The sequence below is a fragment of the Methylobacterium sp. 1A genome, from assembly GCF_058072805.1.
On the sequence record NZ_JBYQVE010000001.1, the window covers coordinates 1,391,168 to 1,418,164 of the forward strand.

Genomic DNA, 26,997 nt, shown 5'->3' on the forward strand with positions numbered 1-26,997 from the left:
AAAGGTTCGACGCCGCCGAAAACGTGTTAGCCGCGGCTAAGTCTCCGACGCGCCGCCGTTGTCGCGGGCGGCCTCGCGCCGCCGGCTCGGCTCCGCCTTGGCGCGCGCGGCCTCCGCCTTGCGCAGGTAGCGACGGCGCTGCCAGGCGAAGCGCGCTCCGGCGGCGAGGGTCTCCAGCCGGGCGGCCTCGCGCTCCCAGTACCCGAGGAGCTGCCCGTCGAGGGTGACCCGCCGGGTGCGACCGCGGGGCGTCACGCGTCGCTCCCCCGCGGCGCCGGCGGCTCGCCCGTCTCGGCCACGACCAGGGCGTCCGGATCGCCGCGGAAGCTGCCGACGCCAGTATTCGGCACCGGGATCCCGGGGCTGCCGAAGGGCTGGCTCGGGTAGGCCGATTCGAACTTCGCGCGGGCGGTGTCGGGATCCTCGGCCTTCAGCACGATCTCGGACGTGCCGGGGAGCGGCCAGCGGGGATCGGCGGCGTCACGGGGGCGAACGGCGTACCAGGGCATGGATCGGGAGCCTCGCGTCTCGGTGACGCTGGAAACGGACGCGCTCCCCGGCGGTTCCGCGGTTGAAACCGCGTGCCGTTCGGTGCAGGCAGCCGGCGATGCGCGTGGACCTCTTCGATTTCGATCTGCCGGAGACCAGCATCGCCCTGCGCCCGGCCGAGCCGCGCGACGCCGGGCGGATGCTCGTGGTCCGACCTGGCGCGCCGCTGGCCGACCGGACCGTGCGCGACCTGCCCCAGGCCCTCCGGGCCGGCGACGCCCTGGTCTTCAACGACACGCGGGTGATCCCGGCCCGGCTGAACGGCGTGCGCACACGGCCCGGCGCCCCCGGCCAGCGCACCGAGGTGATGCTCCACCTGCGGGAAGCCCCCGACCGCTGGCGCGCCTTCGCGCGTCCGGCCAAGCGGCTCGCGGCGGGCGACGCGCTGCGCTTCGGCGATCTGGCGGCGACCGTTCTCGAGAAGGCCGAGGCCGGGGAGATCGTCCTCGCCTTCGACCGGGCCGGGCCCGACCTCGACGCGGCCATCGCCGCGGAGGGTGCCCTGCCGCTGCCCCCCTACATCGCGGGCAAGCGCGCCACGGATGACCGCGACGCCACCGATTACCAGACGGTCTACGCCCGCAATCCGGGGGCGGTCGCGGCTCCCACGGCCGGCCTGCACTTCTCCGACGCGCTGCTGGCCGATCTCGACGCCGCCGGTCTGCGGCGCCACCACGTCACGCTACATGTCGGCGCCGGGACCTTCCTGCCGGTCAAGGCCGAAGATACCGAGGCCCACCGCATGCACGCGGAGATCGGCATCCTCGACGCCGCCACGGCCGAGGCCCTGAACGCCGCGCGGGCCGCGGGCGGCCGGATCGTCGCGGTCGGGACCACGGCGCTGCGGCTGCTGGAGAGCGCGGCCCGACCGGACGGCACGCTCGCGCCCTTCTCGGGACCCACCGAGATCTTCATCACGCCGGGCTACCGGTTCCGCGCGGTCGACGCCCTCGTGACCAATTTCCACCTGCCGCGCTCGACGCTGTTCATGCTGGTCTCGGCGTTCTCAGGTCTCGCGACGATGCGCGCGGCCTACGCGCACGCGATCGCCGCCGGGTACCGGTTCTACTCCTACGGCGACGCCAGCCTGCTCTTCCCGGGCCCGGGCGCGGACACCCCATGACCGACAGCGCACCCTTCCGCTTCGACCTGCTGGCCCGGGACGGCACCGCCCGCACCGGCGTGATCGGGACGCCGCGCGGCGAGATCCGGACCCCGGCCTTCATGCCGGTGGGCACGGCCGCGACCGTCAAGGCCATGTACCCCCGCCAGGTCCGCGATCTCGGCGCCGACGTGGTCCTGGGCAACACCTACCACCTGATGCTGCGGCCCGGCCCCGAGCGTATGGCCCGGCTCGGCGGCCTTCACCGCTTCATGAACTGGGACCGGCCGATCCTGACCGATTCCGGCGGCTTCCAGGTGATGTCGCTCTCCGCACTGCGGAAGATCGACGAGCAGGGCGTGACCTTCCGCTCGCACATCGACGGCACCGCGCATCACATGAGCCCGGAGCGCTCCATCGAGATCCAGGGTCTGCTCGGCTCCGACATCCAGATGCAGCTCGACGAGTGCGTCCGCCTGCCGGCGGACCACGGGGCCATCGAGAAGGCCATGCACCTGTCGCTGCGCTGGGCCGAGCGCTGCCGCGTCGCGTTCGGCGAGCAGCCGGGACGGGCCCTGTTCGGCATCGTCCAGGGCGGCGACGTGCCGGCCCTGCGCGTCGAGAGCGCCCGCGCGCTGACGGATCTCGATCTCAAGGGCTACGCGGTGGGCGGCCTCGCCGTCGGCGAGCCTCAGGCGGTCATGTTCGCCATGATCGAGACGGTCGAGCCGCACCTGCCCGCCGGCAAGCCCCGCTACCTGATGGGCGTCGGCACGCCGGACGACATCCTCGGCGCGGTCGCCCGCGGCATCGACATGTTCGACTGCGTGATGCCGACCCGCGCCGGCCGGCACGGCCTCGCCTACACGCGCCACGGACGGGTCAACCTGCGCAACGCCCGCCACGCCGAGGACACCGCGCCGCTCGACGAGACCTCGACCTGTCCGGCCGCGCGGGACTACTCCCGTGCCTACCTGCATCACCTCGTGCGCTCGAACGAGATCCTCGGGATGATGCTGCTGACCTGGAACAACCTCGCCTACTACCAGGACCTGATGGCCGGCGCGCGCGCGGCGATCCGGGACGGCCGCTACGCGGAGTACTGCGCCGAGACCCGCGCGGGCTGGGCGAGCGCCGAGCGCGCCGCCGCCTGACCGGGCGTCACGGGTGCGCGAGCACCCGGTAGATTCCATCCGGATCGTCGCGGCCGGTGGCGACGGCGCGCGCGAGATCCGAGACGACGCGCGCCGCCACGGGCAGGCGGTAATGCAGCACGTCCCAGTAATTCGCGTCCCGGGTCGTCAGCGGCGAGATCCGGCGAAAATCCACCACGACCGCGCCCCGGCGCTTCCCGATCGCCGCGGCGCGCGCCTTGCAGGCTTCCTCGCGACGGCCCGCCGCCGATCCCGGTGAACCCTGCGCCCCCGCATGCACCGGCATGAAGGCCACGATCTTCAGGGCCTCGGCGGGCACGCGACCGAGGAGATCGTCCAGGCGGTCGAGGGCCGGCATCGGCATCTCGGGGGCGTCCGCCGCTGCCGAGTCCACGCGGCCTGCGCGGATATGGGCCTGGGCGCGTGCGAGGTCGTAGCGCGCCTCGGGCGGCGTGAAGACCGCGTAGCCGTCTCCGCGAATCCGCGCCCGCGTCAGCCCGAGATCGGCGAGTCCGGCCCGGACGGCCGTCGTGACCGAGCGCATGCTGACCTGACGCAGGACATCGCCGCGCACGCGGTCCGCGTAGAGCCAGTCGGGAAAGGCATGGGCGGTCCGGGCCGGCGGATCGGCGGCGCACCACGGGGCATCGAGGCCGAACAGGACCGCGCGGATCGGCCGGCGGGCCAGGAACAGCGCGGCGAGCCGACCCTGCTCGTCGGGCGTCGCGGCATTCACCGCCAGATTGGCGAACCGGACACCGAAGGCCGCGTCGAGAGCCTGCGGGTCGAGCAGTCGCGCCGTCGAGGTGCCGAAGACCGCCGCGTCGAACGGCCCCCCGCGGGCGATCTGCGGATAGGAGAGCCGCTGATTGGCATCCATGATCGGTCCCGGCGGATGCCCGGGCGCGGCCCGCAGTCCGTAGGGATCGACCGCGGCCACGAAGCCGATCAGCGCCAAGCCCATGAGGGTGGCGCAGCCGAGGAAGCTGCGCGCGAAGCCGACCCATCCAGCGGGTCGCCGGCCGGCTCGATGGTGAGAGGACGGATCCATCGGGCGGCTACATACGCCGTTCGACGGGCCCCGTCGCGGGCATCGCGTGCCCGGCCGCACCGTGGAGGCGGCGGTCGCGCCGACCTGACCCATCCCGCCGGTCGACCGTTCGATACGGGCGAAACGACAAAGCGCGTGAACCGATCGGCCGCCGCCCGTATAGACGGACGAAGGCGTTGCCCGGCACGAGTGGGCGGCGTGGGGAGTCGGCATGACGTTCACGGCACACAACATCCGCCTCGCGGACGGGTCCGAGACCTTGCCCGAGGCGGGCTGGCTGATCGCCGACAGCCCCTGGACCCAGGCGGCCCTGCGCTCGCTCCGGCTGTTCTACGGGCACAGGCTGGCCGGCCGGTCGATCGTCGATCTGGGCTGCCTCGAGGGCGGCTACACGCTCGAATTCGCCCGCGCCGGGATGCGCGCCACCGGTGTCGAGGTGCGCCGCTCCAACTTCGAGAACTGCCTGCGGGTCAAGGAGGGGACGGGCGTCCCCGGCCTCGCCTTCGTCAACGACGACGTGTGGAACCTGGCGGCCCACGGCCCCTTCGATGCCGCCTTCTGCTGCGGACTGCTCTACCACCTCGACAGGCCGGCCGCCTTCATCCGCCTCATGGCCGAATGCGTCCGTGACGTGGTCATCCTGCACACGCATTTCGCGACCGAAACCAACGAGGCCCTGTTCCAGCTCTCACCGCCCGCCGAGAACGAAGGTCTGCCGGGTCGCTGGATGCACGAGCACGATCTCGACGACACGAGCCAGCTCGAGGCGCACAAATGGACCTCGTGGAGCAACAAGCGCTCTTTCTGGCCCACCAAGCCGGCCCTGATTCAGCTTCTGAAGGAGTGCGGCTTCGACATGGTCTACGAGCAGTACGACATGCTGGGGCACGACATCCGCGGCTCGATGGAGAGCGGCTACTACCACCAGCAGGGCCGGAGCATGTTCGTGGCTATGCGGACCTGAGCGGCTGCGGGGCGGACATAAATTTAGAATTCACCATCTCCAAAGACTTGCGCTGATCGGTTCAGTAGGCATGTGACCGGCAATGTCCGCTTAATTCCTGCGGCGGATAAATGGCGACATCGGCCTTATTTCGCAAAGTCCCGCCGCCATGTTCGCGACGAGCCTCGCCCTGTGGGTGATAGCCATCCTGCTTCTGCTCTCTTGGTTGCATCTGCAGGAGCGGGTCACCGAGCGGTGTCGCCGCGCGATCCGACCGCAGATCGAGCGCCTGATCATCGAGAACCGGTGGATGGAGCACCACGCGCGCGGAGCGGTCGCGTTCGAGGCGCTCTGGGACCGGGAACTCGTCAGGCTGCACCGCGCCCATCTCTCGCGCCCGCTCCGCGCCGTCGTCCGGTTCCGCGGCTTCAGGCGTCTGGTCAGCGCGGAATTCGCGTCGATCCTGCCGGCCGAGGTCGCGTCCTGGACCTTCGTCGACCGCGTGAGCGCCTCGCAGGCGCATTACGAGGCGCTGATGCTGCGGTGCCTGAAGGCGGCCGGCTGGCGCCTGGATTACCAGGATCAGGACCACTTCGTGCTCCTCCGGGCCCGAACGCGCGTCGTCGTTTGCCTGCATTGGGCGGACCGCGACGTCGCGTGTCTCCCGATCTCGGACGTCGCGGCGGCGGCGGAGCGCGCCGGGTCGACCACGGCGTGCGTGATGACCAATGGCCGGTTCAGCGGCGCGGCGCGCGCCATGGCGGAGGAGCAGAACGTCCTGGCGCTGCACTGCTCGCAGATCGACCTGCTGCTGCCCCGGGACAAGTCGACGGTCGCGCCCCGCACGGCCCGCGGAACCGGTTTCCGGCTCGCCGCCTGACCGCGCCCGGACCCCGCGTCGTGCGATGAGGGCCCATGAGAACGACGACATCCCGCACGGCCGCGCGCCGGGTCCATTCCTCGACGCGCCTCTCTCTGTCTCGCCTATGAACTGACCGGCTCACTTGCTTTCGTCAGGGACAGGCGCGTGCTCCTCTACGCATCGAGCGCCCCGGGCCTCGCCCGCCGGTCCGCCGTTGCGGGCATCGTCTTCCGCGATCGGACTAACGCTCGCTTCACCATCCCGGCCGGACGCTGAGGCCGAATCGTGGTCCGAGCCGTTGAGGCGCATGGATCAGTCCGCAGCCCTCAGAACGGACCACCCCGCGACCGAACAGGACGCTCTCGCCGAGTTGCCGGCGGGCGATTTCGTCAGGCGATGGCGGCAGATCACCGGCGAGCCGCCGGCCATTCTCCTGAGCTCACGGTCCGAGATGATCGCGCTGCTCGTGAAGAGCGTGCCCATGGCGCCCCTGATCCCGCAGGGCGAGAGCCCCGGCACGGCGGGGTCCGGGGAGACTCCGTCCCAGGATCGCGGCTCGGACGGGCCAGACGGGGCGGCCTCAGGATCCTCCACGCGCAGTAATCAGCGCGGCGCGAGACAGGGACCGGCCTGATACGGAGCCGGGATGGCGCGACGCCTTCGGTCCGGTCGAGGTGGCCGCTTTCGCGACAGTCTGGGAATCCGCGGACGCTGACCAGCGAAGCCACTCGTCATCAGTCCGCGAGGCCCTTGCGAAGGATGACCGTTCGTCTCGCTGAACTTGAGATCGCGGGAATTTTGGTCGGAGTGGCAGGATTTGAACCTGCGACCCCCACGTCCCGAACGTGGTGCGCTACCAGACTGCGCTACACTCCGAAGGCCGTCCCGCGTGTCCGCCAGGGCCGGCGAGCGGGTGTATAGCCGCGCCTTTCCCGCACCGCAAGCGCGCTGTTGCGCCTTTTCAGCCCAGATGATCGGGCCAGTCGTCCGGGAGACGGTGGCAGGTGATCTCCGCCTCCGCGGATCGGGACGCCACCGTCGCGACGTGATCGCGCCCGCAATCGACCTCGGCGAAGCTCCAAGGACCGTCCAGGTTCCAGGACGCGTCGCCGGCGGCCCGGAGAAGGCGTGGCGCTTCGGGCGGAACGCTGACGCTGAACCGGTCGAGGGGCAGCGACAGGCCGCTGCCCAAAGCCTTCACCACCGCCTCCTTGCGGGTCCACAGTCCGAAGAAGCGCCGCTCGACCGCGCTTCGCGGGGCTCCGGCCAGGGCCGTCACCTCGTCGGCGGCGAAATGGGCCGCCGCGATCCGCAGCGCGTCCGCGATCGGCCGCACGGCCTCGACATCGACGCCGATCGCCGCGCCGCGGGTGAGCCCGATCAGCGCGCGCGCCCCGGAATGGGAGAGGTTGAAGTCGGCGGCGCCCCGTGCCGGGGCCGCGAGCTCCGGCTTGCCGCCGGCTCCGGCGGCGAACTCGACGTCGGCCGGCGCGAGACCGAGCGCGTCGCCGAGGACCAGCCGCAGCGCGGCGTGGCTGGCGCGGAACCGGGCCCGATCCGCCGGGCGCAGGAAACGGTCAGCCCGCGCGCGCTCCGCGGCGTCGAGGACGGCATCGCACCGGTCAACCTGGCTCGGAGACAGAGCGAGGTCGACGATCCAGACCTGCACCGCGCTCACGCGACACCTCGCGAGGCGGGAGCTGGGGCGCTAGCGTCGGGAGAGCGAAACGGCACGGGCGACGATCCGATGGGGCAGGAATGAGCAGCATCGGATCGCGGCCCGTCTCCTGCAAGAAGCGCCGCGCGCGGTGACGCGGTCCAGCGCGGCTCGCCGCGTCGGCCTCGCGGGTCGGCCGAGCCTCGGCGTGCGGCCCGTCCGCTACGGGGTGTTCTTCGCCACCTACCTCTACCAGGGCCTCATCGCGGGTTTCTCGCTGACAGCGCTCGCCAACCACCTGGCGGCCAGGGGCGTCCCGGCAACCGAGGTCGGGCTGCACTTCGCCCTGGCCGGCCTGCCCTGGACGCTGCAGCCGCTGCTGTGGGGGCCCTGGGTGGACCGGGCCGGGGACACGCGGATGGGACGGCGCCGGCCCTTCGCGGTCGCCGCGCTGGTCGGATGCCACGCGACGCTGGCGCTGCTCCTCGTCGCCGGGGGCGACGCCGTCGGCGCGCTCGGCTTGGTCTTCCTCGTCCACAGCCTGTTCGCGTCGCTCCTCGATACCGCCTGCGACCGGATGATCATGGACCACGTCCCCACCCGGGAACTCGGCCGGGTCAGCGCCTGCACCCGCGCGGGCTTCGTGGCCGGAACGAGCCTCAGCGCCGCTGTCTTCGGATGGACGCTCGCGAATTGGGGCTTCGCCGCGAGCGCCCGCTGGCTGCTCGTCGCCGCGATCGTCGCGAGCCTGCCGATGCTGCTGGTCCGCGAGGCGCCGGCCGATCCGCTCTGGTCGCTCGAGCGCCGGGGACCGGCGCCGCGGCGCCTGCCGTTCCGCCGCTTCCTGCGCCGCACCGTGATCGCCCTGCGCCGCCCGCGCGCCCTGCGGCTGCTCGCCCTGTGCTTCGGCCTCGACGCGGCCCTCGGCCTGTTCGAGCTGCCCTTCTCGATCGACCTCCTCCAGCGTCAGGGCTGGGAGGCCGCGAGCCTGTCGCGTCTCCAGGCTTTCCTGACCCTGGTGAGCGGTACGGCCGGTGCGGTCGCGGTGGGACTCTGGTCGGACCGCGCGGGCGCGGCGTCGCCGCTGCGCGCCCTGCTGCTGGGCAGTGCCGTCACCTTCGTGCTGGCCGGGATCCTGATCGGCGGCGGGCTCGTCGGGGCCGCGGCACCGGCGATCCTGGCGCTCACCAGCGTGCTGCCCGGCCTGCTCATCGTCGCCCTGATGCCGGCCCTGCTCGCGGCGAGCCGGGGCCGCCCGGGCGCGGCCACGCAGTTCGAGGTCTACATGGCGGCCATGAACCTCGGCTCGGTCGCCGGGACGGCGGTCGCGGGCTGGCTGGCCCCGGTCCTGCCCCTCCAGGCGGTCGCCGCCCTCGTCGCCGCGACGTTCTTCGCGGCCTTCCGGATGGCGGGGCGCGGCGATCTGCTCGGCGCCCGCCGGTAAGGGAATCGGGGATCGCGCGCCGCAGCCGACTCCCCGCCGGCCGCCGATGCGTTAGAACCCCGGCATGGCCGCCACGAAATCCGAACCTCTCGATCTCGACCTCACCGCCGAGGAAGCGCGCGCCGAGTACGCGCGGCTGTCGGACGCGCTCCTGGAGGCCGACCGCCTCTACTACCAGGAGGACGCGCCCGAGATATCGGACGCCGAGTACGACCGGCTGCGCCGCCGCCTGGAGGACATCGAGGCCCGCTTCCCCGATCTCGCCGGTACGGGCGCCGCCAGCACGTCGGTCGGCGCCAAGCCCTCGGAGAAGTTCGCCAAGGTGCGGCACGCCGTGCCGATGCTCTCGCTGGGCAACGCCTTCGACGACGCGGAGGTGGCCGAGTTCGTCGCGCGCGTGCGCCGCTTCCTCGGCTGGCCGGACGACGCCCCCCTCGCCTTCACGGCCGAGCCGAAGATCGACGGCCTGTCCCTGTCCCTGCGCTACGTGAACGGCCGGCTCGACACCGCCGCCACCCGCGGCGACGGCGAGGTGGGCGAGAACGTCACGGCCAACGCCCGCACGGTGCAGGACATCCCGGCGGTGCTCGCGGGGTCCGGCTGGCCGGAGATCTGCGAGGTGCGCGGGGAGGTCTACCTGTCCCACGCCGACTTCGCTGCCATCAACGCCCGGCAGGAGGCGGCCGGCAAGCCGCTCTTCGCCAACCCGCGCAACGCCGCCGCCGGCAGCCTGCGCCAGCTCGATCCCGCGATCACCGCGTCCCGGCCGCTGCGATTCTTCGCCTATGCCTGGGGCGAGCTGTCGGCGCCGATCGCCGACACGCAGACCGGCGTGCTGGAGCACTTCGCGGCCTGGGGCCTGCCGGTGAACCCGCGGACCCAGACCTTCACCGACACGGAGGCGATGCTCGCCCATTACCGCGGCATCGAGGCCGACCGGGCCGGGCTCGGCTACGACATCGACGGCGTCGTCTACAAGGTCGACGACCTCGCGCTCCAGAAGCGGCTGGGCTTCGTCTCGCGCTCGCCCCGCTGGGCGCTCGCCCACAAATTCGCCGCCCAGGAAGCCACCACGGTCGTCGAGGACATCGTCATCAATGTCGGCCGCACCGGCTCGCTGAACCCGCTCGCCAAGCTCCGTCCCGTGACGGTCGGCGGCGTCGTCGTGTCGAACGCCACCCTGCACAACGAGGGCTACGTGAAGGGCGTCGGCGCCGACGGCGAGCCGATCCGCGACGGCCGCGACATCCGCGTCGGCGACACGGTCACGGTGGTCCGGGCCGGCGACGTCATCCCGAAGGTTATGGATGTCGACCTGACGAAGCGCCCGGCCGACTCGCGGCCCTACGCCTTCCCGGAGACCTGCCCGGCCTGCGGCAGCCGCGCCGTCCGCGCCGTCAACCCCCGCACCGGCCGGCCCGACGCGGTGCGCCGCTGCACCGGCGGCCTGATCTGCCCGGCGCAGGGCGTCGAGCGGATGAAGCACTTCGTGTCGCGCAACGGCTTCGACATCGAGGGCTTCGGCGAGACCTATATCGAGGTCCTGTTCGAGGCCGGGCTGGTGCGCCAACCCGCCGACCTGTTCCGCCTCGACTTCGCGGAACTGAAGGCCGCCATCGTGGCGCGGCGCGAGGCGCTGTCGGCCGAGCGGCGCGCGGACTCGGGGACGGCCGAGCCGCCGAAGAAGGCCGCCAAGAAGAAGGGCGACGAGGACGACAAGGCGATCCGGAACCTGCTCGCCGCCGTCGAGGCGCGGCGCGCCGTGCCGATGAACCGCCTGCTCTTCGCCCTCGGCATCCCGCAGATCGGCGAGGCGACCGCCAAGGCGCTGGCGAAGCGCTTCGCCGACATGCCGACGCTGATCGCGGCGATCCGCGAGGCCGCGGCGGCGCAGCCTGGTCCCGACTGGGTCGAGCTCACCGCGGTGCCGCGCGTCGGGGGCACGACCCGGGACCGGCTCCTCGATCTCGGCTTCCCGGAGGACGACGCGGCGCCGGCCAAGGAGCGGGCGCGCCTGAGCGCCGTCCAGCGCGAGAACCTCCTCGCCCATTACGGCGACGTCGACGCGGTGCGCGCGGCGATCGCGCGGGCTGCGGCGCAGCGTCCCGGCGACGCCTACCGGGTCTTCGCCGACGACGGCGAGATCGGCCCGGTGGCGACCGACGCGCTGCTCCTGTTCTTCGCCGAGCCGCACAATGCCGACGCCGTCGCGGCCCTGCTCGACGCGGTGGCGGTGCAGCCGATGGAGCGGGCCGCCGCGGCCTCAGCGTTCGCGGGAAAGACCGTGGTCTTCACCGGCACCCTGGAGAAGATGACCCGCAACGAGGCCAAGGCGGTGGCCGAGCGCCTGGGCGCGAAGGTCTCGGGCTCGGTCTCGGCCAAGACCGACCTGGTGGTGGCCGGCCCCGGTGCGGGCTCGAAACTGAAGGACGCGGAGAAGCACGGCGTCCGGGTCGTCTCGGAGGACGACTGGCTGGCGATGGTGGCGCAGGGTTGAAGCCCGAGTCCGGGCGGCCTAGACCTCTCGGGGAACACCCCGAGAACTTCCACCCGGCATGGTTGAGCCTCGATGACGGTCCTGGCCCTCGACTTCGAGACGGCCAACGAGCGGCGTGACAGCGCCTGCGCGGTGGGTCTGGCCTGGATCGCCGACGGCCGCGTCGTGCGCCGCGAGAGCCACCTGATCCGGCCGCCCGAGATGCGGTTCGCACCGGGCAACATCCGCGTCCACGGGATCCTTCCGGCCGACGTCGCCGACAAGCCCGACTTCGCCGCCGTCATGGCGCCTCATCTCGGCGATCTCGGGCGGGGGCTGATCCTGGCGCACAACGCGAGCTTCGATATCGGCGTCCTGCGCGCCGGGCTGACGCGGGCCGGCCTGCCGGTCCCCGATCTCGCCTATCTCTGCACGGTCCAGGTGGCACGCCGGGTCTTCCCGGCGCCGGAGGGCTGCGGGCTCGGCAAGGTCGCGCGGCGCCTCGGCATCCGCTTCGAGCACCACGACGCCGGCGAGGACGCCTTCGCCTGCGCGGAGATCGCGCTCGCCGCGATGCGCGAGCGGGCGGTCGCGGACGTGCACGCCCTCGCGGCCGCGCTCGGCCTCCCGGTCGCGCGGGCGGTCGGCGGTCCCGCCGTGCCGCGCCGCGTGCCGGGTGCGATCAGCGCCCGGGCCGTGGCAAGCTTCCCCGACGCGCCGGCGGCCCTGCGGTTCGCCATGCGCGGCTCGACCGGCAACCGCTACCACGTCAGCCTGGAGGAACGGCCGGGGGGCCCGGAGCTGCGCTGCACCTGCACGGCCGGCCGCTACGGCATGCGCTGCCGCCACGTGAAGGCGCTGGAGGTCGGCGACATCACCGACCTGCTCTCGGACAATGCCGGCGACGTCGTGCTCCTCGCCCGCATGCTCGGCGCGAAGACCCGGGTCGCGGGCGCGGCCTGACCGGGCTCAGGCCGCGTCGAGGCAGGCGCGGAAGGCCGCGACGGCGCGGTCGATGTCGGCCGCCGCGATGTGCCGGTGCGTGACGAGCCGCAGCCGCCGCGGGCCGAGCGGGCGCGTGCGGATGCCGGCCGCGTCGAGATCGGCGACCCAGCGCGCGCTGTCCCGCCCGGTCCGAGAGAGGTCGACCTGCACGATGTTGGTCTGCGGCAGGTTCGCCGCGAGGCGCGGCAGGGCGTTCAGCCCGGCGCTCAGCTGCCGGGCCCGGTCGTGGTCCTCGACGAGGCGCGCGCCCATGACGGTGATCGCCTCGAGGCCGGCGGCCGCCACGATCCCGACCTGCCGCTGCGTCCCGCCGATCATCTTCCGCAGGCGCCGTGCCGCCGCGATCACCGGTCCGTCGCCGGCGAGCACGGCGCCGACCGGGGCGCTGAGGCCCTTCGAGAGGCACAGAGACACGGTGTCGACATGGGCCGCGAGGTCCGCCGGCGCGACCCCGAGATGGGTGGCGGCATTGAACAGGCGGGCCCCGTCGAGATGGACCTTAATGCCGCGCGCGCGGGCGATCTGCGCCACCGCGGCCATGTGGTCCGGCGGCAGCACGGTGCCGCCGGCGGCGTTGTGCGAGGTCTCCAGCGCGATCATGGCCGTGCGCAGCGGGCTCGCGCCGGGCCGGAGGGCGTCCTCGAGCCGGTCGAGGTCCATGGCACCGTCGGTCCCGGCGATCCCGTCCAAGAACGCCCCGGTCAGGGTGGCGGCCCCGCGCTCGGTGTGAAGCATGTGGGCCTGGGCCTCGAGCAGGACCTGCTCGCTGCGCTGAACCTGGGCCAGGATCGCCAGCAGGTTGCCCATCGTGCAGCTCGGCACGAACAGGGCCGCCGCCTTGCCGAGCATCGCGGCGGCGGTCTCCTCCAGTGCGCGGGCGGTCGGGTCGGCGTCGAGCCCGTCGTCGCCCAGCGGCGCCGACCGCATCCGGGCGTACATCGCCTCGGTCGGCCGGGTGACGGTGTCGCTCCGCAGGTCGACCGCGGACGGCGCGTCCGTGGCTTCGCCGTGATCGTCTCGCATGTCGGTCTCGCCGCCCTACCGGTAGGCCGCCTCGTCGCCGGAATCGGTCGGGTTGGCGAGCGCCCGCTTGAGCACGTCGCTCATCGGCAACTCCAAGTTGATACCCTTCGGCGGGATCGGCTGCTCGAAATACTTGCCGTAGAGCCGCGCCACGGTCCCGTCCTGGATCAGCTCGACCACCGCCTTGTCGACCGCAGCCTTGAAGGCCGCGTCGTCCTTCGGCTCCAGGATCCCGTAGGGGGCGAATTCCAGGCCCTTGGTGCCGATCTTGTAATCCGCCGGCCGCTTGGCGCCCGCCACCGTGGCGTGGGCCAGGGCATCGTCGTTGATGGCGCCTGCCGCGCGGCCGGTCTCCACGAGCAGGAACACCTCGGCGGTGTCCTTGGCTGGCATCACCTGGATGTCGAGCTTGTCGCGGACGTTGATCCGGGTGGCGACGCGCTGGGTCTCGCCGCCGGCCTGGGCCGAGATGGCCTTGCCGCGGAACGACGCGATGTCGTCGACATCCACCGGCGTGTCCTTCTTGGCCACCAGCACCACCTGCGCCACGAAGGTTGTCGGCGCGAACGAGACCAGCTTGTGCCGCTCGGGCAGGTTGCTGGCGGTGCCGCATTCCAGGTCGATCGTGCCGTTGTTGATCAGCGGGATCCGGGTCGCCGACATCACCGGCACGTGGCGCACCTCGAGCTTGGGCAGGCCGAGCGCGGCCTTGAGCTTCTGCGCGACGTGTTCGCATATCTCCAGCGAATAGCCGACCGGCTTGGCGTTCTGGTCGAGGAAGCCGAAGGGCGGCGACGCGTCCGGGAAGCCGAGGCTGATCTGTCCGGTCGCGCGGATCTTGTCGAGGCGCCCCTCGGCGACCGACGGCGCGGCGAGGCCGGCCCAGCACAGAGTGGCCAACAGAAGCGGCAGCGTCCTCGACACGATCCGAACCCCCTCGCTATGTCTGAACCGGCGAAGCGCCCGGCCGCCCCGACGGGGAGTCGGCCCGAAGCTTTGCCGACCGATCCTAGGAGCGGCCGCGCGCGGGCGTCCAATGCCGATTCACCTGCCGAGCATACGGATCTGATATGGCCGAGCGGCGCATGACCTTCCGGCACATCGAGGCCTTCCGGGCCGTGGTGGCCACCGGGTCCATGACCGAGGCGAGCCGCCGGCTCCACACCTCGCAGCCGCAGGTCAGCCGGCTGATCGCGCAGCTGGAGGTGATCACCGGCCTGCCCCTGTTCGACCGCAGCGGGAGCCGGGTCGTCCCCTCCCTCGACGGGACGCGGTTCCACGCGGAGGTCGAGCGCGCCTTCGTGGGCCTCACGAGCCTGGAATCGGCGGCCGCGCGCATCCGCGCCTTCGGGGCGGAGCGGCTGCGGGTGGCGGCGATGCCGCGACTGGCGGGCGGGCTCCTCGCGCGCGCGGTCGTCCGCTTCCGGGCCGCGCATCCGGACGTGATCGTGGCGATCCATTCCGGCGACGACGAGACCGTGAACCACTGGCTCGCCACCGGCTCCTGCGACGCCGCGCTGACGATGCTGTACGGCGACGCCCCGGAGGCGCGCGCCGAGCATGTCGAGACGCGCGCCTGCGTCGCCGTCCTGCCGCGGGACCACGCCCTCGCCGCGCGGGAATCGCTCGCGCCCGTGGATTTTCAGGGCGTGTCCTTCGTCGCCGCGTCGCTCGGGAGCGCCCTGCGCGACCGGACCGAGGCCGTCTTCGAGGCCGCCGGCATCGGCCTGACCATCACCGCCGAGGCCGGCTTCGGCGCCTCGATCTGCACCCTCGTCTCGGCCGGGCTCGGGGTCAGCGTGATGAACCCCCTGGCCGCCCACGAGGAGGCGAAGGTCTCGCCGATCGCGATCCGGCCCTTCGCCCCCGCCCTCCCGGTGCATTTCGCGCTGCTCTTCCCCCCGGACCACGCCCGGGGGCGGCTGATGCGGGCCTTCGGTGCCTGCGCGCGCACGGTCCTGCTGGAGGAGCTCGCCCAGCTGCCGGACGCCGCGAGCGGGCGTCCGGCCGACGTCGCTCAGGCGGCGCGCTTCTCGGCGCCGGCGTAGAAGGTGCCCCCGCGCTCGGCCATGGCGGCCAGGTTGTAGGGCACGTGGAAACGGGGCCCGTGCTTGGCCTCGAGCGTCCGCGCGAGGTCGACGAAGGCCGCCGCGCCCATGAAGTCGATGTACGACAGGGTCCCGCCGGTGAACGGCGCGAAGCCGAAACCGAGGATCGAGCCGACATCGGCCTCGCGCGGGTCGGTGACCACGCCCTCGCCGACCGTGCGGGCGGCCTCCAGCGCCTGGACCACCAGGAGCCGCTGCTTCAGCTCGGTGAAATCGACGGCGTCGGGGTCGAGGCGGTTCGGCTGCAGGTCCTTCAGGCCGGGCCAGAGACGCTTCGGCGCGCCCTCGGGATAGTCGTAGAAGCCCTTGCGGTTCTTGCGGCCGAGCCGGCCCTGGTTCTCGACCATCTCGGCGAGGATCGCCTTCTGCGCCGGGTCGACGGCGCCCTGCCCGACCTGCGCCTCGGTGGCCTTGGCGATCTTGAGCACGAGGTCGAGGGCGACCTCGTCGTTGAGCGACAGCGGCCCGACCGGCATGCCCGCCTGGCGGCCGGCGCTCTCGATCATCGCCGGCGGCACGCCCTCGAAGAGCATCTTGTGGCCTTCGAGGATGTAGGCGCCGACGCAGCGGTTGGCGAAGAAGCCGCGGGCGTCGTTGACGACGATCGGGGTCTTCTTGATCAGCCGCACGTAGTCGAGGGCGGTGGCGAGCGCCGCGTCCCCGGTCGCCTCGCCCTTGATGATCTCGACGAGCATCATCTTCTCCACGGGCGAGAAGAAGTGGATGCCGACGAACTGCGCGGGCCGCTGCGACGCCTTGGCCAGGCCGGTGATCGGCAGGGTCGAGGTGTTGGACGCGAAGATCGCGTCAGGGCGGATCACCGCCTCGACCTTCTGGATCACCTCGGCCTTCACCCGCGGATCCTCGAAGACGGCCTCGATCACGAGGTCGCACTCCGCGAGGGCGCCGTAATCCGCCGTGGCCTGGATCCGGCCGAGCAGCGCCTCCCGGTCGGCGGTCTTGGCGCGGCCCTTGTTGATCTGGCCGGTGATGAGCGTGTGGGCGTAGGCCTTGCCCTTCTCGGCCGCCTCGACCGACTGGTCGACCAGCACCACCTCGATCCCGGCCTGGGCGGTGACGTAGGCCACGCCCGCGCCCATGAAGCCGGCGCCGATCACGCCGACCTTTCGCAGGTTCGTGGCCGGCACGTCCTTCGGGCGGCGCGCACCCTTGTTCAGCTCGCCCATGGAGATGAACAGCGTGCGGATCATCGCCGCCGCCTCGGTCGAGCGCAGGATATGCGCGAAGTACCGGCTCTCGACCCGCAGGGCGAGGTCCATCGGCAGCTGAAGGCCCTCGTAAACGGAGGCCAGGATCGCCTTGGCGGCCGGGTAATTGTCGTGCGTCTCGCGGCGGTAGATGGCGTTGGCCGGCGGCCAGATCATCATGCCGGCCGGCGAGTAGACCTTGCCGGACGGCGCTTTGAACTTCGGCACATCCCAGGGCGCCACCGCCGAGCCGCCCTCGCGGATCCAGGCCTTGGCGCGCTCCACGATCTCGGCCTGCGGCGCCACCGCGTGGATCAGCCCCATGCCCTTGGCCATGGGCACGCGGATCTGCTCGCCCTTGAACAGGATCTGCAGGGCGTCGCCGGTCTGCATCAGGCGGGCGACCCGCTGCGTGCCGCCGCCGCCCGGGAAAAGGCCGACCTTGATCTCCGGCAGGCCGACCCGGGTCTTCCCGTCGTCGGAGGCGACGCGGTGATGGCACGACAGCGCCAGCTCGAAGGCGCCGCCCAGGCACAGGCCCTGGATCGCCGCCGCGAAGGGCTTGCCGCAGGTCTCCAGCCGCCGGAACAGCAGCGACAGGCGTCGGGAGGCCTCGAAGAAGTGGCGCATCGCCACTTCCTCGCCCTGCTCGGCCTTCAGCTGCTCGTAGGCCCGGCCCAGGCCCTGGAGCATGGTGAGATCGGCGCCGCCGGAGAAATTGTCCTTGCCGGTGGCGATGACGCAGCCCTTGATCGCCGGGTCGGACGCGACCTGCTCGATGATCTGCTCGAGCTGGTCCATCACACCTTCGGTGATCACGTTCATCGAGCGGCCGGGCATGTCCCAGATCGCCAGAGCGACGCCGTCGGGATCGGTCTCGAAGCGGAAATCGGTCAGCGTCACGGTGCCGTCCTCCCTGGGTTCCGCCGACGATCCGCCGGCGCATTTGCGTTAAGGTTGTGTTGAGCGCGTCCGGCCATTGTCTGCCGGCCGGGGTCACTCACCGAAAGCCACACATGACGAAGGATTCCGGCTGCCGCGCCTGTCGCGCCGGCACCAAGCTCGACTTCAACTTCACGATGGCGTTCCAGCCGATCCTCGACCTCGCGGACGGCAGCGTCTGGGCCTACGAGGCGCTGGTGCGCGGCCCGAAGGGTGAGCCGGCCTACACGATCCTCGACCGGGTGACCGACGAGACCCGCTACCAGTTCGACCAGGCCGCCCGCGTCAAGGCGATCGAGCTCGCCGGCACGCTGTTTCCCCGCGACAGCGCCACCCGGCTGTCCATCAACTTCATGCCCAACGCGGTCTACGAGCCGAACGCCTGCATCCGCGCGTCGCTCGAGGCGGCGCGGCGCATCGACTTCGCACACCGGCGGATCATGTTCGAGTTCACCGAGCAGGAGCGCTTCCGGGACATCGATCACGTCAAGGGCATCGTCGCCGCCTACCGGAAGCAGGGGTTCCTGACGGCGCTCGACGATTTCGGCGCCGGCTTCGCGGGCCTGAGCCTGCTCGCCAATTTCCGCCCCGACCTGATCAAGATCGACATGGACGTGCTGCGCGGCCTCGACAGCGACGCCGGGCGCTACGCCATCGTCTCGGGCGTGGTCGCCATCGCCCGAGCCCTCGACGTGGCGGTGCTCGCCGAGGGCGTGGAGACCGCGGCGGAGCTCGACGCCCTGCGCAGCATCGGGATCACGCTCGTCCAGGGCTACCACTTCGCCAAGCCCCTCCTGGAGGGGCTGCCCCCGGTCGCGGGCTTCACCCCCATGGTGGCCGCGCGCGCGGCCTGACACCCGACCGACGCGCGCGGCGCTCATCGCCTACTTCGGCGCCGGGGCCGGAGCCGCGGCCGGCGGAATCGTCGGCGCCGGCGGGGCGCCGGGCTTCGGTCCGTTGTCGGTCGCCGCGGCCACCGCCAGCATGTTGAGCAGCTTGGTGACGGAGTTCTGCGAGATCGCCGTCACCGACGAGTTCGGATCGGCGTTCATCGTCTGGAACTTGAGGTAGGTCGGGTCCGAGTAGATCTCGTCGAGGTGCTTGAGCTCGGCGAGGCTGAACTTCTCGGCGTAGTCCTTCGAGAGCCCCTGGACCATGAGGGTCCGCTGCTTCTCGAACTCGTCCAGCAGTTCCTTGCGCACGGCCTCGGCGCGGGCCTCCGGCATCGGCGCCACGGTCTTCTCGAGGGCGACGTTGAACCCGGTCTGGAGGTTCTTGATCAGGGTCTTGTTGACGAGGTTGGTGGCCGCGGCGACGCGGTCCGCCGCGTCATCGGCGCGGGCGGCCACCGGCAGGCTCAGGGTGACGCCCAGACAGAGCGTCGCAATCAGGCGGTTCAAGGGCTTGTCTCCCGTTGTTTTATCGTCCGGACCGCGAAAGGGCCGAGCGTCGCCCGCGCCTCTAGCAGCGTTCCCGGACTTTGGGGAGCGGCGCGGCGCCGCTCCCGGGCGCGCGGGGGTTCACACCCGCTCGATGATGGTCGCGGTGCCCATGCCGGCGCCGATGCACAGCGTGACCAGCGCGCGCTCCTTGCCGGTCCGCTCCAGCTCGTCGAGCGCGGTTCCGAGGATCATCGCGCCTGTGGCGCCGAGCGGGTGGCCGAGGGCGATGGCCCCGCCGTTCACGTTGACCGCCTCCGGGTCGAGGTCGAAGGCCTGGCAGAAGCGCAGGACCACGGCCGCGAAGGCCTCGTTGACCTCGAACAGGTCGATGTCCGACAGGCTCAGGCCCGACTTCGCCAGGACCTTGCGGGTGACGTCCACCGGCCCGGTGAGCATCAGGGCCGGGTCGGACCCGATATTGGCGAAGGCGCGGATCCGGCCGCGCGGGCGCAGGCCCGCGGCCTCGCCGGCAGCGCGGGAACCGATCAGCACGGCGGCGGCGCCGTCGACGATGCCGGAGGAGTTGCCGGCGTGGTGGACGTGCTCGACGCTCTCCACGTCCGGATGCGCGTCCGTCGCGACGGCGTCGAAGCCGCCCATCTGGCCCATCTGCACGAACGAGGCCTTCAGCGCGGCGAGCGACTGCATGTCGGTGCCCGGACGCATGTGCTCGTCGCGGTCGAGCAGCGTGATGCCGTTCACGTCGCGGACCGGAACCACCGAGCGGTCGAACAGCCCCTCACCCCAGGATTTCGCGGCGCGCTCCTGGGAGCGGACCGCGTAGGCGTCGCAATCGTCGCGTGAGAAGCCGTACTTGGTGGCGATCAGGTCGGCCGAGACGCCCTGCGGCATGAAGTAGGACTTGATGGCGATCGCCGGGTCGACCGGCCAGGCGCCGCCCGAGGCGCCGATGCCGATGCGACTCATCGATTCGACGCCGCCGCCCACCGCCATCTCGTGCTGGCCGCTCATGACCTGCGCGGCGGCGAAGTTCACCGCGTCGAGGCCGGAGGCGCAGAAGCGGTTGATCTGCACGCCTGGGACGTGCGCGCCGTAATCCGCCACGAGGGCGGCAGCGCGGGCGATGTCGCCCCCCGCCTCGCCCACCGGATCGACGCAGCCCAGCACCACGTCGTCGACGAGGCCGGTATCGAGTCCGTTGCGGTCCTTGAGGGCGCGGAGCGCGGTCTCGGCGAGCCGCAGGGCGGTGACTTCGTGGAGGGAGCCGTCCGCCTTGCCGCGCCCGCGCGGCGTGCGAACGTGGTCGTAGATGAAGGCGTCCGTCATCAGCACTCCCCCGGGGCGTCGATCTTCGCCGGTCGGCGACGCGGCCTTACAGGGCCGTCTCGGTTCGCGCCAGTCTGCCACGGCGCGCGCGCCCTCGGCCAGCCCCGATAGCGGGGAGCCGGCGAAGGGCGCGTGACAGCGGGGGTGGTTTGGTCGTGCTCGTCCGGGCTCGGCCAGATCAGCCGGGTGCCCGGCCGTCCCCGCGCCCGCCCGGATCGAACCTGCTCCTGAAAGAGCAAACTCAGCCCGGACGCGATGCGGGAAATCTCGCGCGTTCGACTAGTCCTGAAGCATCCGCTTCAGCAGCTCGACCTCGTCGCCGAGCACCGAATCTTCGCCGATCTGCTTCTCGATCTTGCGCACGGCGTGCAGCACCGTGGTGTGGTCGCGGCCTCCGAAGCGGCGGCCGATCTCCGGCAGCGAGCGCAGCGTCAGGACCTTCGACAGGTACATGGCGATCTGGCGCGGCTTCACCACCGCGGCGGTGCGCCGTTCCGACAGGATGTCGGACCGCGAGACGTTGTAGCGCGAGGCGACCAGCTTCTGGATGTCCTCGATCTTGATCCGCTTCGGCTCGCGGTTCTTCACGAGGTCGCGGATCGCGCTCTCGGCCGTCTCCATCGTCACGGCGGTGCCGGTGAGCGTGGCGTGGGCCAGCAGGCGGTTAACCGCGCCCTCGAGGTCGCGGCCGTTGGCGGTGATCGCGCGGGCCACGTAGGCCGCCACCTGCGGCGAGACGTCGAAGCCCGGATGCGCGGCCCGCACGGCGGCGAGGCGTGCCGACAGGATCGAGACGCGCAAAGCCTCGTCGAGCGCCGTGATCTCGACCACGAGGCCACCGCCGAGCCGCGAGCGCACCCGCTCGTCCAGGGCCTCGAGTTCGGTCGGGGGCCGGTCGGAGGCGACCACGACCTGACGGCCGGCATCGATGAGCGCGTTGATCGTGTGGCCGAACTCGGCCTGGATCGACTTGCCCTGGATGAACTGGACGTCGTCCAGGATCAGCAGGTCGATGCCCCGCAGCCGCTCCTTGTAGGCGAGCGCCGACTGGGTCTTCAGGGCGTTGACGAAGCCGTACATGAAGCGGTCGGCGGTCAGGTAGATCACCCGGCGGCCGGCCTCGCGGGCGGCGTGGCCGATCCCGTGCAGCAGGTGGGTCTTGCCCAGCCCGACGCCCGCGTGGAGGTAGAGCGGGTTGTAGAGCGCGCCCTCCCCCTGGTGATTGGCGACCCGCTCGGCGGCGGCGTGCGCCAGCGCGTTCGAGCGCCCGATCACGAAGCTCGCGAAGGTCAGCCGCGCGTCGAGCGGCGTGCCGCTCAGGTCACCGCCGGCCTCGGCGCCGCGCGCCTCGGGCGTCGGCGCGACCGCGGCGACCGGCATCGGCGCGCTTGTCGCGTGGAGGCGGGCGAGCGGGCCGCTGACCGGGCCTGCCTTCGCGGCTCCGACGGCGACCGGACGGACCGGCGCCCCGGTCCCGCGCACGCCGACCTCGATCCGCGCGATCTCCTCGACCTCGGCCTTGAAGGTGTTGAGGACGCGGTCGAGGTAGTGCGACTCGATCCAGCTCTTCAGGAAGCGGGTCGGGACCGTCAGGCGGGCCGTTCCGCCGGCCACGGCCTCCAGCTCCAGCCGGGCGAACCAGCTGGCGAACACGTCCTCGCCGAGTTCGGCCCGCAGCCGGCGCTTCACCCGGGCCCAGGCAGACCCGTAATCCGTGTTGCCGCCGCCGTTGCGGCCCCCGTCGTCGTCGCTCGCCACCGTTCCGTCGACACGCATCACTGGCTCTCCCGACGCTGCCCACGGAATCCCGCAGGCGGCGCGTACGCACGAATTACGCCCTCAGCGTCCCGCAAGAACGGGCGGGACAGAGTCCTCTGGACGGAGTCAACCCCACCGCGAAGAACTTTTGCCGATTGGGAGAGCCTATCAACAATTACCTACGGTTCCTTTAACAGTGGGACTTGTGGGGACGGCGCCGATTCCCATTCGCAAGTGTTCCCGCGGGAGCTGAACACGGCGGCTAGAGTCTTGGCGAATCAGATCGATTCGCTGGAGTCCCGAAATCGTCGTGTTTTGCTTGTCCGGTGTCAGTTTCTGTTAAGTTACACGCCGTTTCCGGGAACCGCAATCGTGCCGATTCTTGGATAGGGTTAACGCTTTGGACTCATGGCGCCGCCGGCAGCGCGCGGCCCGATCCGGACAGCGCGCACGAAAAAGCCCGGCGCGAAGGCCGGGCTCGAAACCGTCTCGGTGGTGTGTGGCGTCTTAGGCGGCGAGCGCCTTAACGCGGGCGGCGAGGCGCGAGACCTTCCGCGAGGCATTGTTCTTGTGAACGATGCCGTGTTGTGCAGCGCGCATCATCTCGGGCTCGGCGGCGCGGAGGGCGGCCAGCGCGTCCTGCTGGTTACCGGTGGCGATGGCCTCCTCGACCTTGCGGACGAAGGTCCGCATGCGCGAGCGGCGCGAGCGGTTGATCGCCGTGCGCTTGGCGATCTTGCGGGTCATCTTCTTGGCCGAAGCGGTGTTGGCCATGTACGTCCTCGTGTTTCTCGTCGGGCGATGCCGACGGGCCGGCTGTGCCGGAAATCGGTCGTCGCGTCAGGTTGTCTGGCGATGGCCGAGACGCAACGCGCGCAAAATCGCGGCCCCTCGGCGAAGCGGCTTCTATAGTCAGGGGGGCGCCGCGCGTCAACGCGCTCGGAGGCGAAACCGGATCGCGGGCCTCGGCCTCAGTCCGGGCGCCGCGACGCATACGGCAGGCTTCTTTGAAGACGTCGGATCGCGCGAGGCCGCATCGCCGCGACGATGACGGGCGCCGGCCGGCTCTCGCAGGAGCGCTCCGGCTATTCGGGCCAGCGCAGGGCCGCCGCCGCCGCCAGCGTCCCGACCACGGCGGCGATCAGCGTCAGCGCCGCCAGCACCGCCAGCGGCACGAGGAACGGCACCGTGCCGCCGCTCGCCGCCTGCGCGGCCGAGACGCCGAAGATCAGCGTCGGGATCATCAGCGGCAGGACCAGCACGGCCAGGATCAGGCCGCCCCGGCGAATCGAGGCGGTGAGCGCCGCGCCCACCGCGCCGATGAAGCTCAGGGCCGGGGTGCCGGCGAGCAGCGTCAGGGACGTCGCGCCCATGGCGGTGCCGTCGAGGGCCACCAGCAGCCCGAAGAGCGGCGCGGCCAGGGCGAGCGGCAGGCCCGTGGTCAGCCAGTGCGCCGCGACCTTGCCGAGCACCACAAGCTCGAGGGGCACCGGCGCGGCGGTCATCAGGTCGAGGGAGCCGTCCTCCTCGTCGGCCTGGAACAGGCGGTCGAGGCCGATCAGCGTCGCCAGAACGGCGGCGAGCCACAGGATCGCCGGGCCGATCCGCGACAGCAGGTTGAGATCGGGCCCGAGGGCGAAGGGCACCAGCGCGACGATCATCAGGAAGAAGACCAGCGACAGGGCGCCGGAACCGCCGACCCGGCCGGCAAGGCGCAGGTCGCGGGCGATGAGGGCGATGACCGCGCGAATCACGCCCACTCCTCCAGCGCGTCCGCGACCGGTGCCGCGGCCGCGGTCTCGATGCGCAGCTCCGCCGCCCCGGCGAGGCCGAGGGACTGGTGGGTGGCGGCGATCACGAGGCCACCGCCGGCCCGATGGCCCTCCATCAGCGCGGCGAGCACCGCCTGCGAGGCCGTGTCGAGGGCGGCGGTCGGCTCGTCCAGGAGCCAGAGCGGACGGGCGCAGACGAGGAGCCGCGCCAGGGCCACGCGCCGCCGCTGGCCCGCCGAGAGATAAGCCACCGGCAGGTCGTGCGCGTGGCCGAGGCCGAGCCGCTCCAGCGCGGCGCGCGGGTTCAGGCGCGGCGCGCCCAGGAGCCGCTGGGCGAACAGGAGGTTCTCTCCCGCAGTGAGCGAGCTCTTCAGCCCGTCGCGGTGGCCGACCGTGTGGAGGCACTCGGGCAAGCTCGCCTCGCCGACGTCGGAGACGTCGACCCGCCCGGCATCGGCCCGCAGCCGGCCCGACAGGATGGCGAGGAGGCTCGACTTGCCCGCGCCGTTCCGCCCGGTGATCGCCAGGGCGTCGCCGGGTCCGAGGGCGAAGGACAGGTTGGCGAAGATGCGGCGGCCGGAGCGGCGGCAGGCCAGATTGTCCACGCTGAGCCGCACCCGATACCCCGCCCTCGTCCCGCCACCGCGCGGCCGCTCCGCGAATCGCCGACTCCATGCCCGATTGCGCCGCGGAACGGAACCGCACGGCCCAGCTGCGCTTTCGTTCTGCAACGGAGGATTGCCCATGGCCGAGGCGAGAAACCCGAGCGAGACCGAGGTCGCAGCGACGCCCGACGCGGTGGCGGGACGCGCCAAGGTCGAGGCGCGCATGGCGCAGTGCACCCCCGAGGAGCAGACGGCGTTCTGGGAGGCGGTCGGCCGCTGCTTCGGCGGCGGCAAGCCGCCGGAGATGACGCCGGCCTCCGGCTGATCAGCCGCCCTTCCGCGCCAGGGCCCGCAGCGCCCCGCGAAACGTCCGCACATCCTGCTCGGTCAGGCTCATGCGGTGGAGCATGTCGCGCATGTTGCGGGCGATGATCTCCTTCTTCTCCGGCGGGTAGAAGCCGGCCCCGTCGAGCGCCGACTCCAGGCTTCCGAACAGCGCGATCAGCGCCTCGCGGGTCGCCGGCGGCGACAGGAGTTCGCCCGTGAAGGGCAGGCGCGCCCGGCCGCTCGCCTGCCGCCACGCGTAGCCGATCAGCAGGACCGCCTGGGCGAGGTTGAGCGAGGGAAAGTCCGGGGAGACAGGGAAGGTGACGATCGCGTCGGCGAGCGACACCTCGTCGTTGGTGAGGCCGACCCGCTCGCGGCCGAACATCACCGCGGTGCGCTGGCCCTCGCGGGCCGCGAGCTCGCCCATGGCCTCCTCGGGTGCGAACACCCGCTTCATCTGCCCGCGCTCCCGCGCCGTGGTCGCCAACACGTACCGGCAGTCGGCGATGGCCTCGGCGACGCTGCCGTAGATCGTGGCCGCGTCCAGGACGTGCGTCGCGCCCGAGGCCGCCTCGCGCACGCCCTTCTTGGGCCAGCCGTTCTTCGGGTTGACGAGGCGCAGCTCCGAGAGGCCGAAATTCGCCATGGCACGGGCGGTCATGCCGATGTTCTCGGCGAGTTGCGGCTCCACCAGGATCACCGCGGGGGCGATCCCGGGCGGCAGTTCGGTGACCTTCCTCGGGGAAACCTCGGGGGCGTCGCCCTGTGCGTCTCGGCTCGTCATGGCGGCCGTCTGGCACGGCGGGCCCGCACCCGTCGAGGGCCGAGTGACGATGCCGCCCGGATGACAGCGCGCGCCTTCCGTCGCCGGAAGGGCCGCGCTATGTCGCGGGGCGATTCCGGCCCGGGGCGCCCGTCAGGCCACCCGGGACAACGACCGCACGGCCCTTGCATGCCGTGCGCGGGGACAACGCGGGAAGGCATCGGTCCATGGCGAAGATCAAGGTAGCGAACCCCGTCGTCGAGCTCGACGGCGACGAGATGACCCGGATCATCTGGGCCGAGATCAAGAACAAGCTCATCCACCCCTATCTCGACGTCGATCTCGAGTATTACGACCTCGGCGTCGAGCACCGCGACGCCACCAACGACAAGGTCACGGTCGACGCCGCCGAGGCGATCAAGCGCCACGGCGTCGGCGTGAAGTGCGCCACCATCACCCCCGACGAGCAGCGGGTGCAGGAATTCGGCCTCAAGGAGATGTGGCGCTCGCCCAACGGCACGATCCGCAACATCCTGGGCGGCGTGATCTTCCGCGAGCCGATCATCTGCAAGAACGTGCCCCGCCTGGTGCCCGGCTGGACCCAGCCCTTCGTGATCGGCCGTCACGCCTACGGCGACCAGTACCGCGCCACGGACTTCAAGGTACCCGGCAAGGGCCGCCTGACCATCAAGTTCGAGGGCGATGACGGCACGGTCATCGAGAAGGAGGTGTTCAAGTTCCCCGAGGCCGGCGTCGCGATGTCGATGTACAACCTCGACCAGTCGATCATCGACTTCGCCCGCGCCTCGATGAACTACGGCCTCGCGCGCAAGTACCCGGTCTACCTGTCGACCAAGAACACGATCCTCAAGGCCTATGACGGCCGGTTCAAGGACCTGTTCCAGAAGGTCTACGAGGAGGAGTTCGAGTCGAAGTTCAAGCCGCTCGGCATCACCTACGAGCACCGCCTGATCGACGACATGGTGGCCTCCTGCCTGAAGTGGTCGGGCGGCTACGTCTGGGCCTGCAAGAACTACGACGGCGACGTGCAGTCCGACACGGCCGCGCAGGGCTTCGGATCCCTCGGCCTGATGACCTCCGTGCTGATGACGCCGGACGGCCGGACCGTCGAGGCCGAGGCCGCGCACGGCACCGTCACCCGCCACTACCGCGAGCACCAGAAGGGCCGCGAGACCTCGACCAACTCGATCGCGTCGATCTTCGCCTGGACCCGGGGCCTGTCGCACCGCGCCAAGCTCGACGGCAACGACGATCTGGCGAAGTTCTCCGCGACCCTGGAGAAGGTCTGCGTCGACACGGTCGAGGCCGGCCACATGACCAAGGACCTCGCCCTCCTCGTCGGACCGGACCAGAAGTGGCTCTCGACCACCGGCTTCCTCGACAAGGTCGACCAGAACCTGAAGACCGCGATGGGCGCCTGAGGCTCCAGCCTCGACGCGAAACGCGGCGGGCGTCCTCCGGGACGCCCGCCGCTTTCACATCCGCGTGCCGCCGGCGC

The 26,997-nt window shown here is 71.7% G+C and carries 25 protein-coding genes and 1 tRNA gene; 11 read left to right on the plus strand and 15 right to left on the minus strand.

Features of this window, described 5'->3' with window-relative positions; genetic code table 11:
- Positions 1-36: 36 nt before the first annotated feature.
- Both ACX9MN_RS06795 and ACX9MN_RS06800 read right to left on the minus strand, forming a co-directional pair.
- Positions 37-255 carry a hypothetical protein gene (locus ACX9MN_RS06795; RefSeq protein WP_489724013.1) on the minus strand — a complete coding sequence of 73 codons (219 nt, stop codon included), beginning with the start codon at positions 253-255 and terminating at the stop codon, positions 37-39.
- Positions 252-509, minus strand: coding sequence for a hypothetical protein (locus ACX9MN_RS06800; RefSeq protein WP_489724014.1), 258 nt, complete (start codon positions 507-509; stop codon positions 252-254). Before ACX9MN_RS06800 ends, ACX9MN_RS06795 begins: the two co-directional genes overlap by 4 nt.
- A 98-nt stretch (positions 510-607) precedes the next feature.
- Here ACX9MN_RS06800 and queA point away from each other — a divergent pair, with 98 nt between their 5' ends.
- Both queA and tgt read left to right on the plus strand, forming a co-directional pair.
- Complete coding sequence (gene queA / locus ACX9MN_RS06805) at positions 608-1,672, plus strand: tRNA preQ1(34) S-adenosylmethionine ribosyltransferase-isomerase QueA (RefSeq protein WP_020091399.1); 1,065 nt, start codon at positions 608-610, stop codon at positions 1,670-1,672.
- On the plus strand, positions 1,669-2,805 hold the full coding sequence (gene tgt / locus ACX9MN_RS06810) for a tRNA guanosine(34) transglycosylase Tgt (protein WP_489724015.1): 1,137 nt from the start codon (positions 1,669-1,671) through the stop codon (positions 2,803-2,805). The genes queA and tgt overlap by 4 nt, the downstream gene beginning before the upstream one ends.
- A 7-nt stretch (positions 2,806-2,812) precedes the next feature.
- On the opposite strand, the gene ACX9MN_RS06815 is transcribed toward tgt, so the two are convergent.
- Complete coding sequence (locus ACX9MN_RS06815) at positions 2,813-3,856, minus strand: hypothetical protein (RefSeq protein ID WP_489724016.1); 1,044 nt, start codon at positions 3,854-3,856, stop codon at positions 2,813-2,815.
- A 211-nt stretch (positions 3,857-4,067) separates the two neighbouring features.
- Between ACX9MN_RS06815 and ACX9MN_RS06820 the strand changes: the two genes are divergently transcribed.
- Positions 4,068-4,820, plus strand: coding sequence for a class I SAM-dependent methyltransferase (locus tag ACX9MN_RS06820; RefSeq protein ID WP_091678120.1), 753 nt, complete (start codon positions 4,068-4,070; stop codon positions 4,818-4,820).
- 148 nt (positions 4,821-4,968) lie between these two features.
- Positions 4,969-5,679: a restriction endonuclease gene (locus ACX9MN_RS06825; protein WP_489724017.1), complete on the plus strand. Its 711-nt coding sequence runs from the start codon at positions 4,969-4,971 to the stop codon at positions 5,677-5,679.
- A 781-nt stretch (positions 5,680-6,460) separates the two neighbouring features.
- On the opposite strand, the gene ACX9MN_RS06830 is transcribed toward ACX9MN_RS06825, so the two are convergent.
- Together ACX9MN_RS06830 and ACX9MN_RS06835 are read right to left on the minus strand one after the other, a co-directional pair.
- Positions 6,461-6,537: transfer RNA gene (locus ACX9MN_RS06830), tRNA-Pro, on the minus strand.
- Between the two features lie 85 nt (positions 6,538-6,622).
- Positions 6,623-7,339, minus strand: coding sequence for a 4'-phosphopantetheinyl transferase family protein (locus tag ACX9MN_RS06835; protein ID WP_489724018.1), 717 nt, complete (start codon positions 7,337-7,339; stop codon positions 6,623-6,625).
- A gap of 130 nt (positions 7,340-7,469) precedes the next feature.
- Between ACX9MN_RS06835 and ACX9MN_RS06840 the strand changes: the two genes are divergently transcribed.
- The 3 genes from ACX9MN_RS06840 (at position 7,470) to ACX9MN_RS06850 (ending at position 12,201) form a co-directional block, all read left to right on the plus strand.
- Positions 7,470-8,762, plus strand: a complete 1,293-nt coding sequence (locus ACX9MN_RS06840; RefSeq protein WP_489724019.1) for an MFS transporter — start codon at positions 7,470-7,472, stop codon at positions 8,760-8,762.
- A gap of 64 nt (positions 8,763-8,826) precedes the next feature.
- Entirely contained in the window at positions 8,827-11,259 is a 2,433-nt protein-coding gene (gene ligA / locus ACX9MN_RS06845; RefSeq protein ID WP_489724020.1) for an NAD-dependent DNA ligase LigA, read from the plus strand.
- A 72-nt stretch (positions 11,260-11,331) separates the two neighbouring features.
- Positions 11,332-12,201: a 3'-5' exonuclease gene (locus tag ACX9MN_RS06850; RefSeq protein WP_489724021.1), complete on the plus strand. Its 870-nt coding sequence runs from the start codon at positions 11,332-11,334 to the stop codon at positions 12,199-12,201.
- Positions 12,202-12,207: 6 nt separating this feature from the next.
- On the opposite strand, the gene ACX9MN_RS06855 is transcribed toward ACX9MN_RS06850, so the two are convergent.
- Both ACX9MN_RS06855 and ACX9MN_RS06860 read right to left on the minus strand, forming a co-directional pair.
- Positions 12,208-13,266 (minus strand): GntG family PLP-dependent aldolase, encoded by a 1,059-nt coding sequence (locus ACX9MN_RS06855; protein ID WP_042674655.1) that lies wholly within the window; start codon positions 13,264-13,266, stop codon positions 12,208-12,210.
- 15 nt (positions 13,267-13,281) lie between these two features.
- Positions 13,282-14,166 carry an amino acid ABC transporter substrate-binding protein gene (locus ACX9MN_RS06860; protein ID WP_056522091.1) on the minus strand — a complete coding sequence of 295 codons (885 nt, stop codon included), beginning with the start codon at positions 14,164-14,166 and terminating at the stop codon, positions 13,282-13,284.
- 185 nt (positions 14,167-14,351) lie between these two features.
- On the opposite strand from ACX9MN_RS06860, the gene ACX9MN_RS06865 reads away from it, so the two are divergent.
- Complete coding sequence (locus ACX9MN_RS06865) at positions 14,352-15,314, plus strand: LysR substrate-binding domain-containing protein (RefSeq protein ID WP_489724022.1); 963 nt, start codon at positions 14,352-14,354, stop codon at positions 15,312-15,314.
- Here ACX9MN_RS06865 and ACX9MN_RS06870 read toward each other — a convergent pair.
- A complete protein-coding gene (locus ACX9MN_RS06870) occupies positions 15,284-17,485 on the minus strand; it encodes a 3-hydroxyacyl-CoA dehydrogenase NAD-binding domain-containing protein (protein WP_489724023.1) in 2,202 nt (733 codons plus the stop codon). The two genes, ACX9MN_RS06865 and ACX9MN_RS06870, sit on opposite strands and share 31 nt — an antisense overlap.
- A gap of 113 nt (positions 17,486-17,598) precedes the next feature.
- Between ACX9MN_RS06870 and ACX9MN_RS06875 the strand changes: the two genes are divergently transcribed.
- Positions 17,599-18,378, plus strand: a complete 780-nt coding sequence (locus tag ACX9MN_RS06875; RefSeq protein ID WP_489724024.1) for an EAL domain-containing protein — start codon at positions 17,599-17,601, stop codon at positions 18,376-18,378.
- A gap of 30 nt (positions 18,379-18,408) precedes the next feature.
- Here the strand turns inward: ACX9MN_RS06875 and ACX9MN_RS06880 are convergent, their stop codons facing one another.
- The 6 genes from ACX9MN_RS06880 to ccmA all read right to left on the minus strand — a co-directional run bounded on the left by ACX9MN_RS06880 (position 18,409) and on the right by ccmA (position 24,400).
- Positions 18,409-18,924 (minus strand): hypothetical protein, encoded by a 516-nt coding sequence (locus ACX9MN_RS06880; protein WP_489724025.1) that lies wholly within the window; start codon positions 18,922-18,924, stop codon positions 18,409-18,411.
- A 120-nt stretch (positions 18,925-19,044) separates the two neighbouring features.
- The gene (locus ACX9MN_RS06885) at positions 19,045-20,253 is read right to left on the minus strand and encodes an acetyl-CoA C-acetyltransferase (RefSeq protein WP_447693035.1); all 1,209 of its coding nucleotides are present in this window, start codon (positions 20,251-20,253) and stop codon (positions 19,045-19,047) included.
- A 279-nt stretch (positions 20,254-20,532) separates the two neighbouring features.
- Positions 20,533-22,029 (minus strand): chromosomal replication initiator protein DnaA, encoded by a 1,497-nt coding sequence (gene dnaA / locus ACX9MN_RS06890; RefSeq protein WP_020091382.1) that lies wholly within the window; start codon positions 22,027-22,029, stop codon positions 20,533-20,535.
- Between the two features lie 489 nt (positions 22,030-22,518).
- Complete coding sequence (gene rpsT, locus ACX9MN_RS06895; protein ID WP_007561677.1) at positions 22,519-22,785, minus strand: 30S ribosomal protein S20; 267 nt, start codon at positions 22,783-22,785, stop codon at positions 22,519-22,521.
- A gap of 311 nt (positions 22,786-23,096) precedes the next feature.
- Positions 23,097-23,765 carry a heme exporter protein CcmB gene (ccmB, locus tag ACX9MN_RS06900; RefSeq protein ID WP_482958623.1) on the minus strand — a complete coding sequence of 223 codons (669 nt, stop codon included), beginning with the start codon at positions 23,763-23,765 and terminating at the stop codon, positions 23,097-23,099.
- Positions 23,762-24,400: a heme ABC exporter ATP-binding protein CcmA gene (gene ccmA, locus ACX9MN_RS06905; RefSeq protein ID WP_489724026.1), complete on the minus strand. Its 639-nt coding sequence runs from the start codon at positions 24,398-24,400 to the stop codon at positions 23,762-23,764. Before ccmA ends, ccmB begins: the two co-directional genes overlap by 4 nt.
- Before the next feature lie 127 nt (positions 24,401-24,527).
- Here ccmA and ACX9MN_RS06910 point away from each other — a divergent pair, with 127 nt between their 5' ends.
- A complete protein-coding gene (locus ACX9MN_RS06910; protein WP_056522110.1) occupies positions 24,528-24,713 on the plus strand; it encodes a hypothetical protein in 186 nt (61 codons plus the stop codon).
- Here ACX9MN_RS06910 and ACX9MN_RS06915 read toward each other — a convergent pair whose 3' ends face one another.
- A complete protein-coding gene (locus tag ACX9MN_RS06915) occupies positions 24,714-25,499 on the minus strand; it encodes an RNA methyltransferase (protein WP_489724027.1) in 786 nt (261 codons plus the stop codon). It lies immediately after the preceding gene.
- A 206-nt stretch (positions 25,500-25,705) separates the two neighbouring features.
- On the opposite strand from ACX9MN_RS06915, the gene ACX9MN_RS06920 reads away from it, so the two are divergent.
- Positions 25,706-26,920 (plus strand): NADP-dependent isocitrate dehydrogenase, encoded by a 1,215-nt coding sequence (locus ACX9MN_RS06920; RefSeq protein WP_020091377.1) that lies wholly within the window; start codon positions 25,706-25,708, stop codon positions 26,918-26,920.
- The last annotated feature ends 77 nt before the right edge of the window (positions 26,921-26,997 follow it).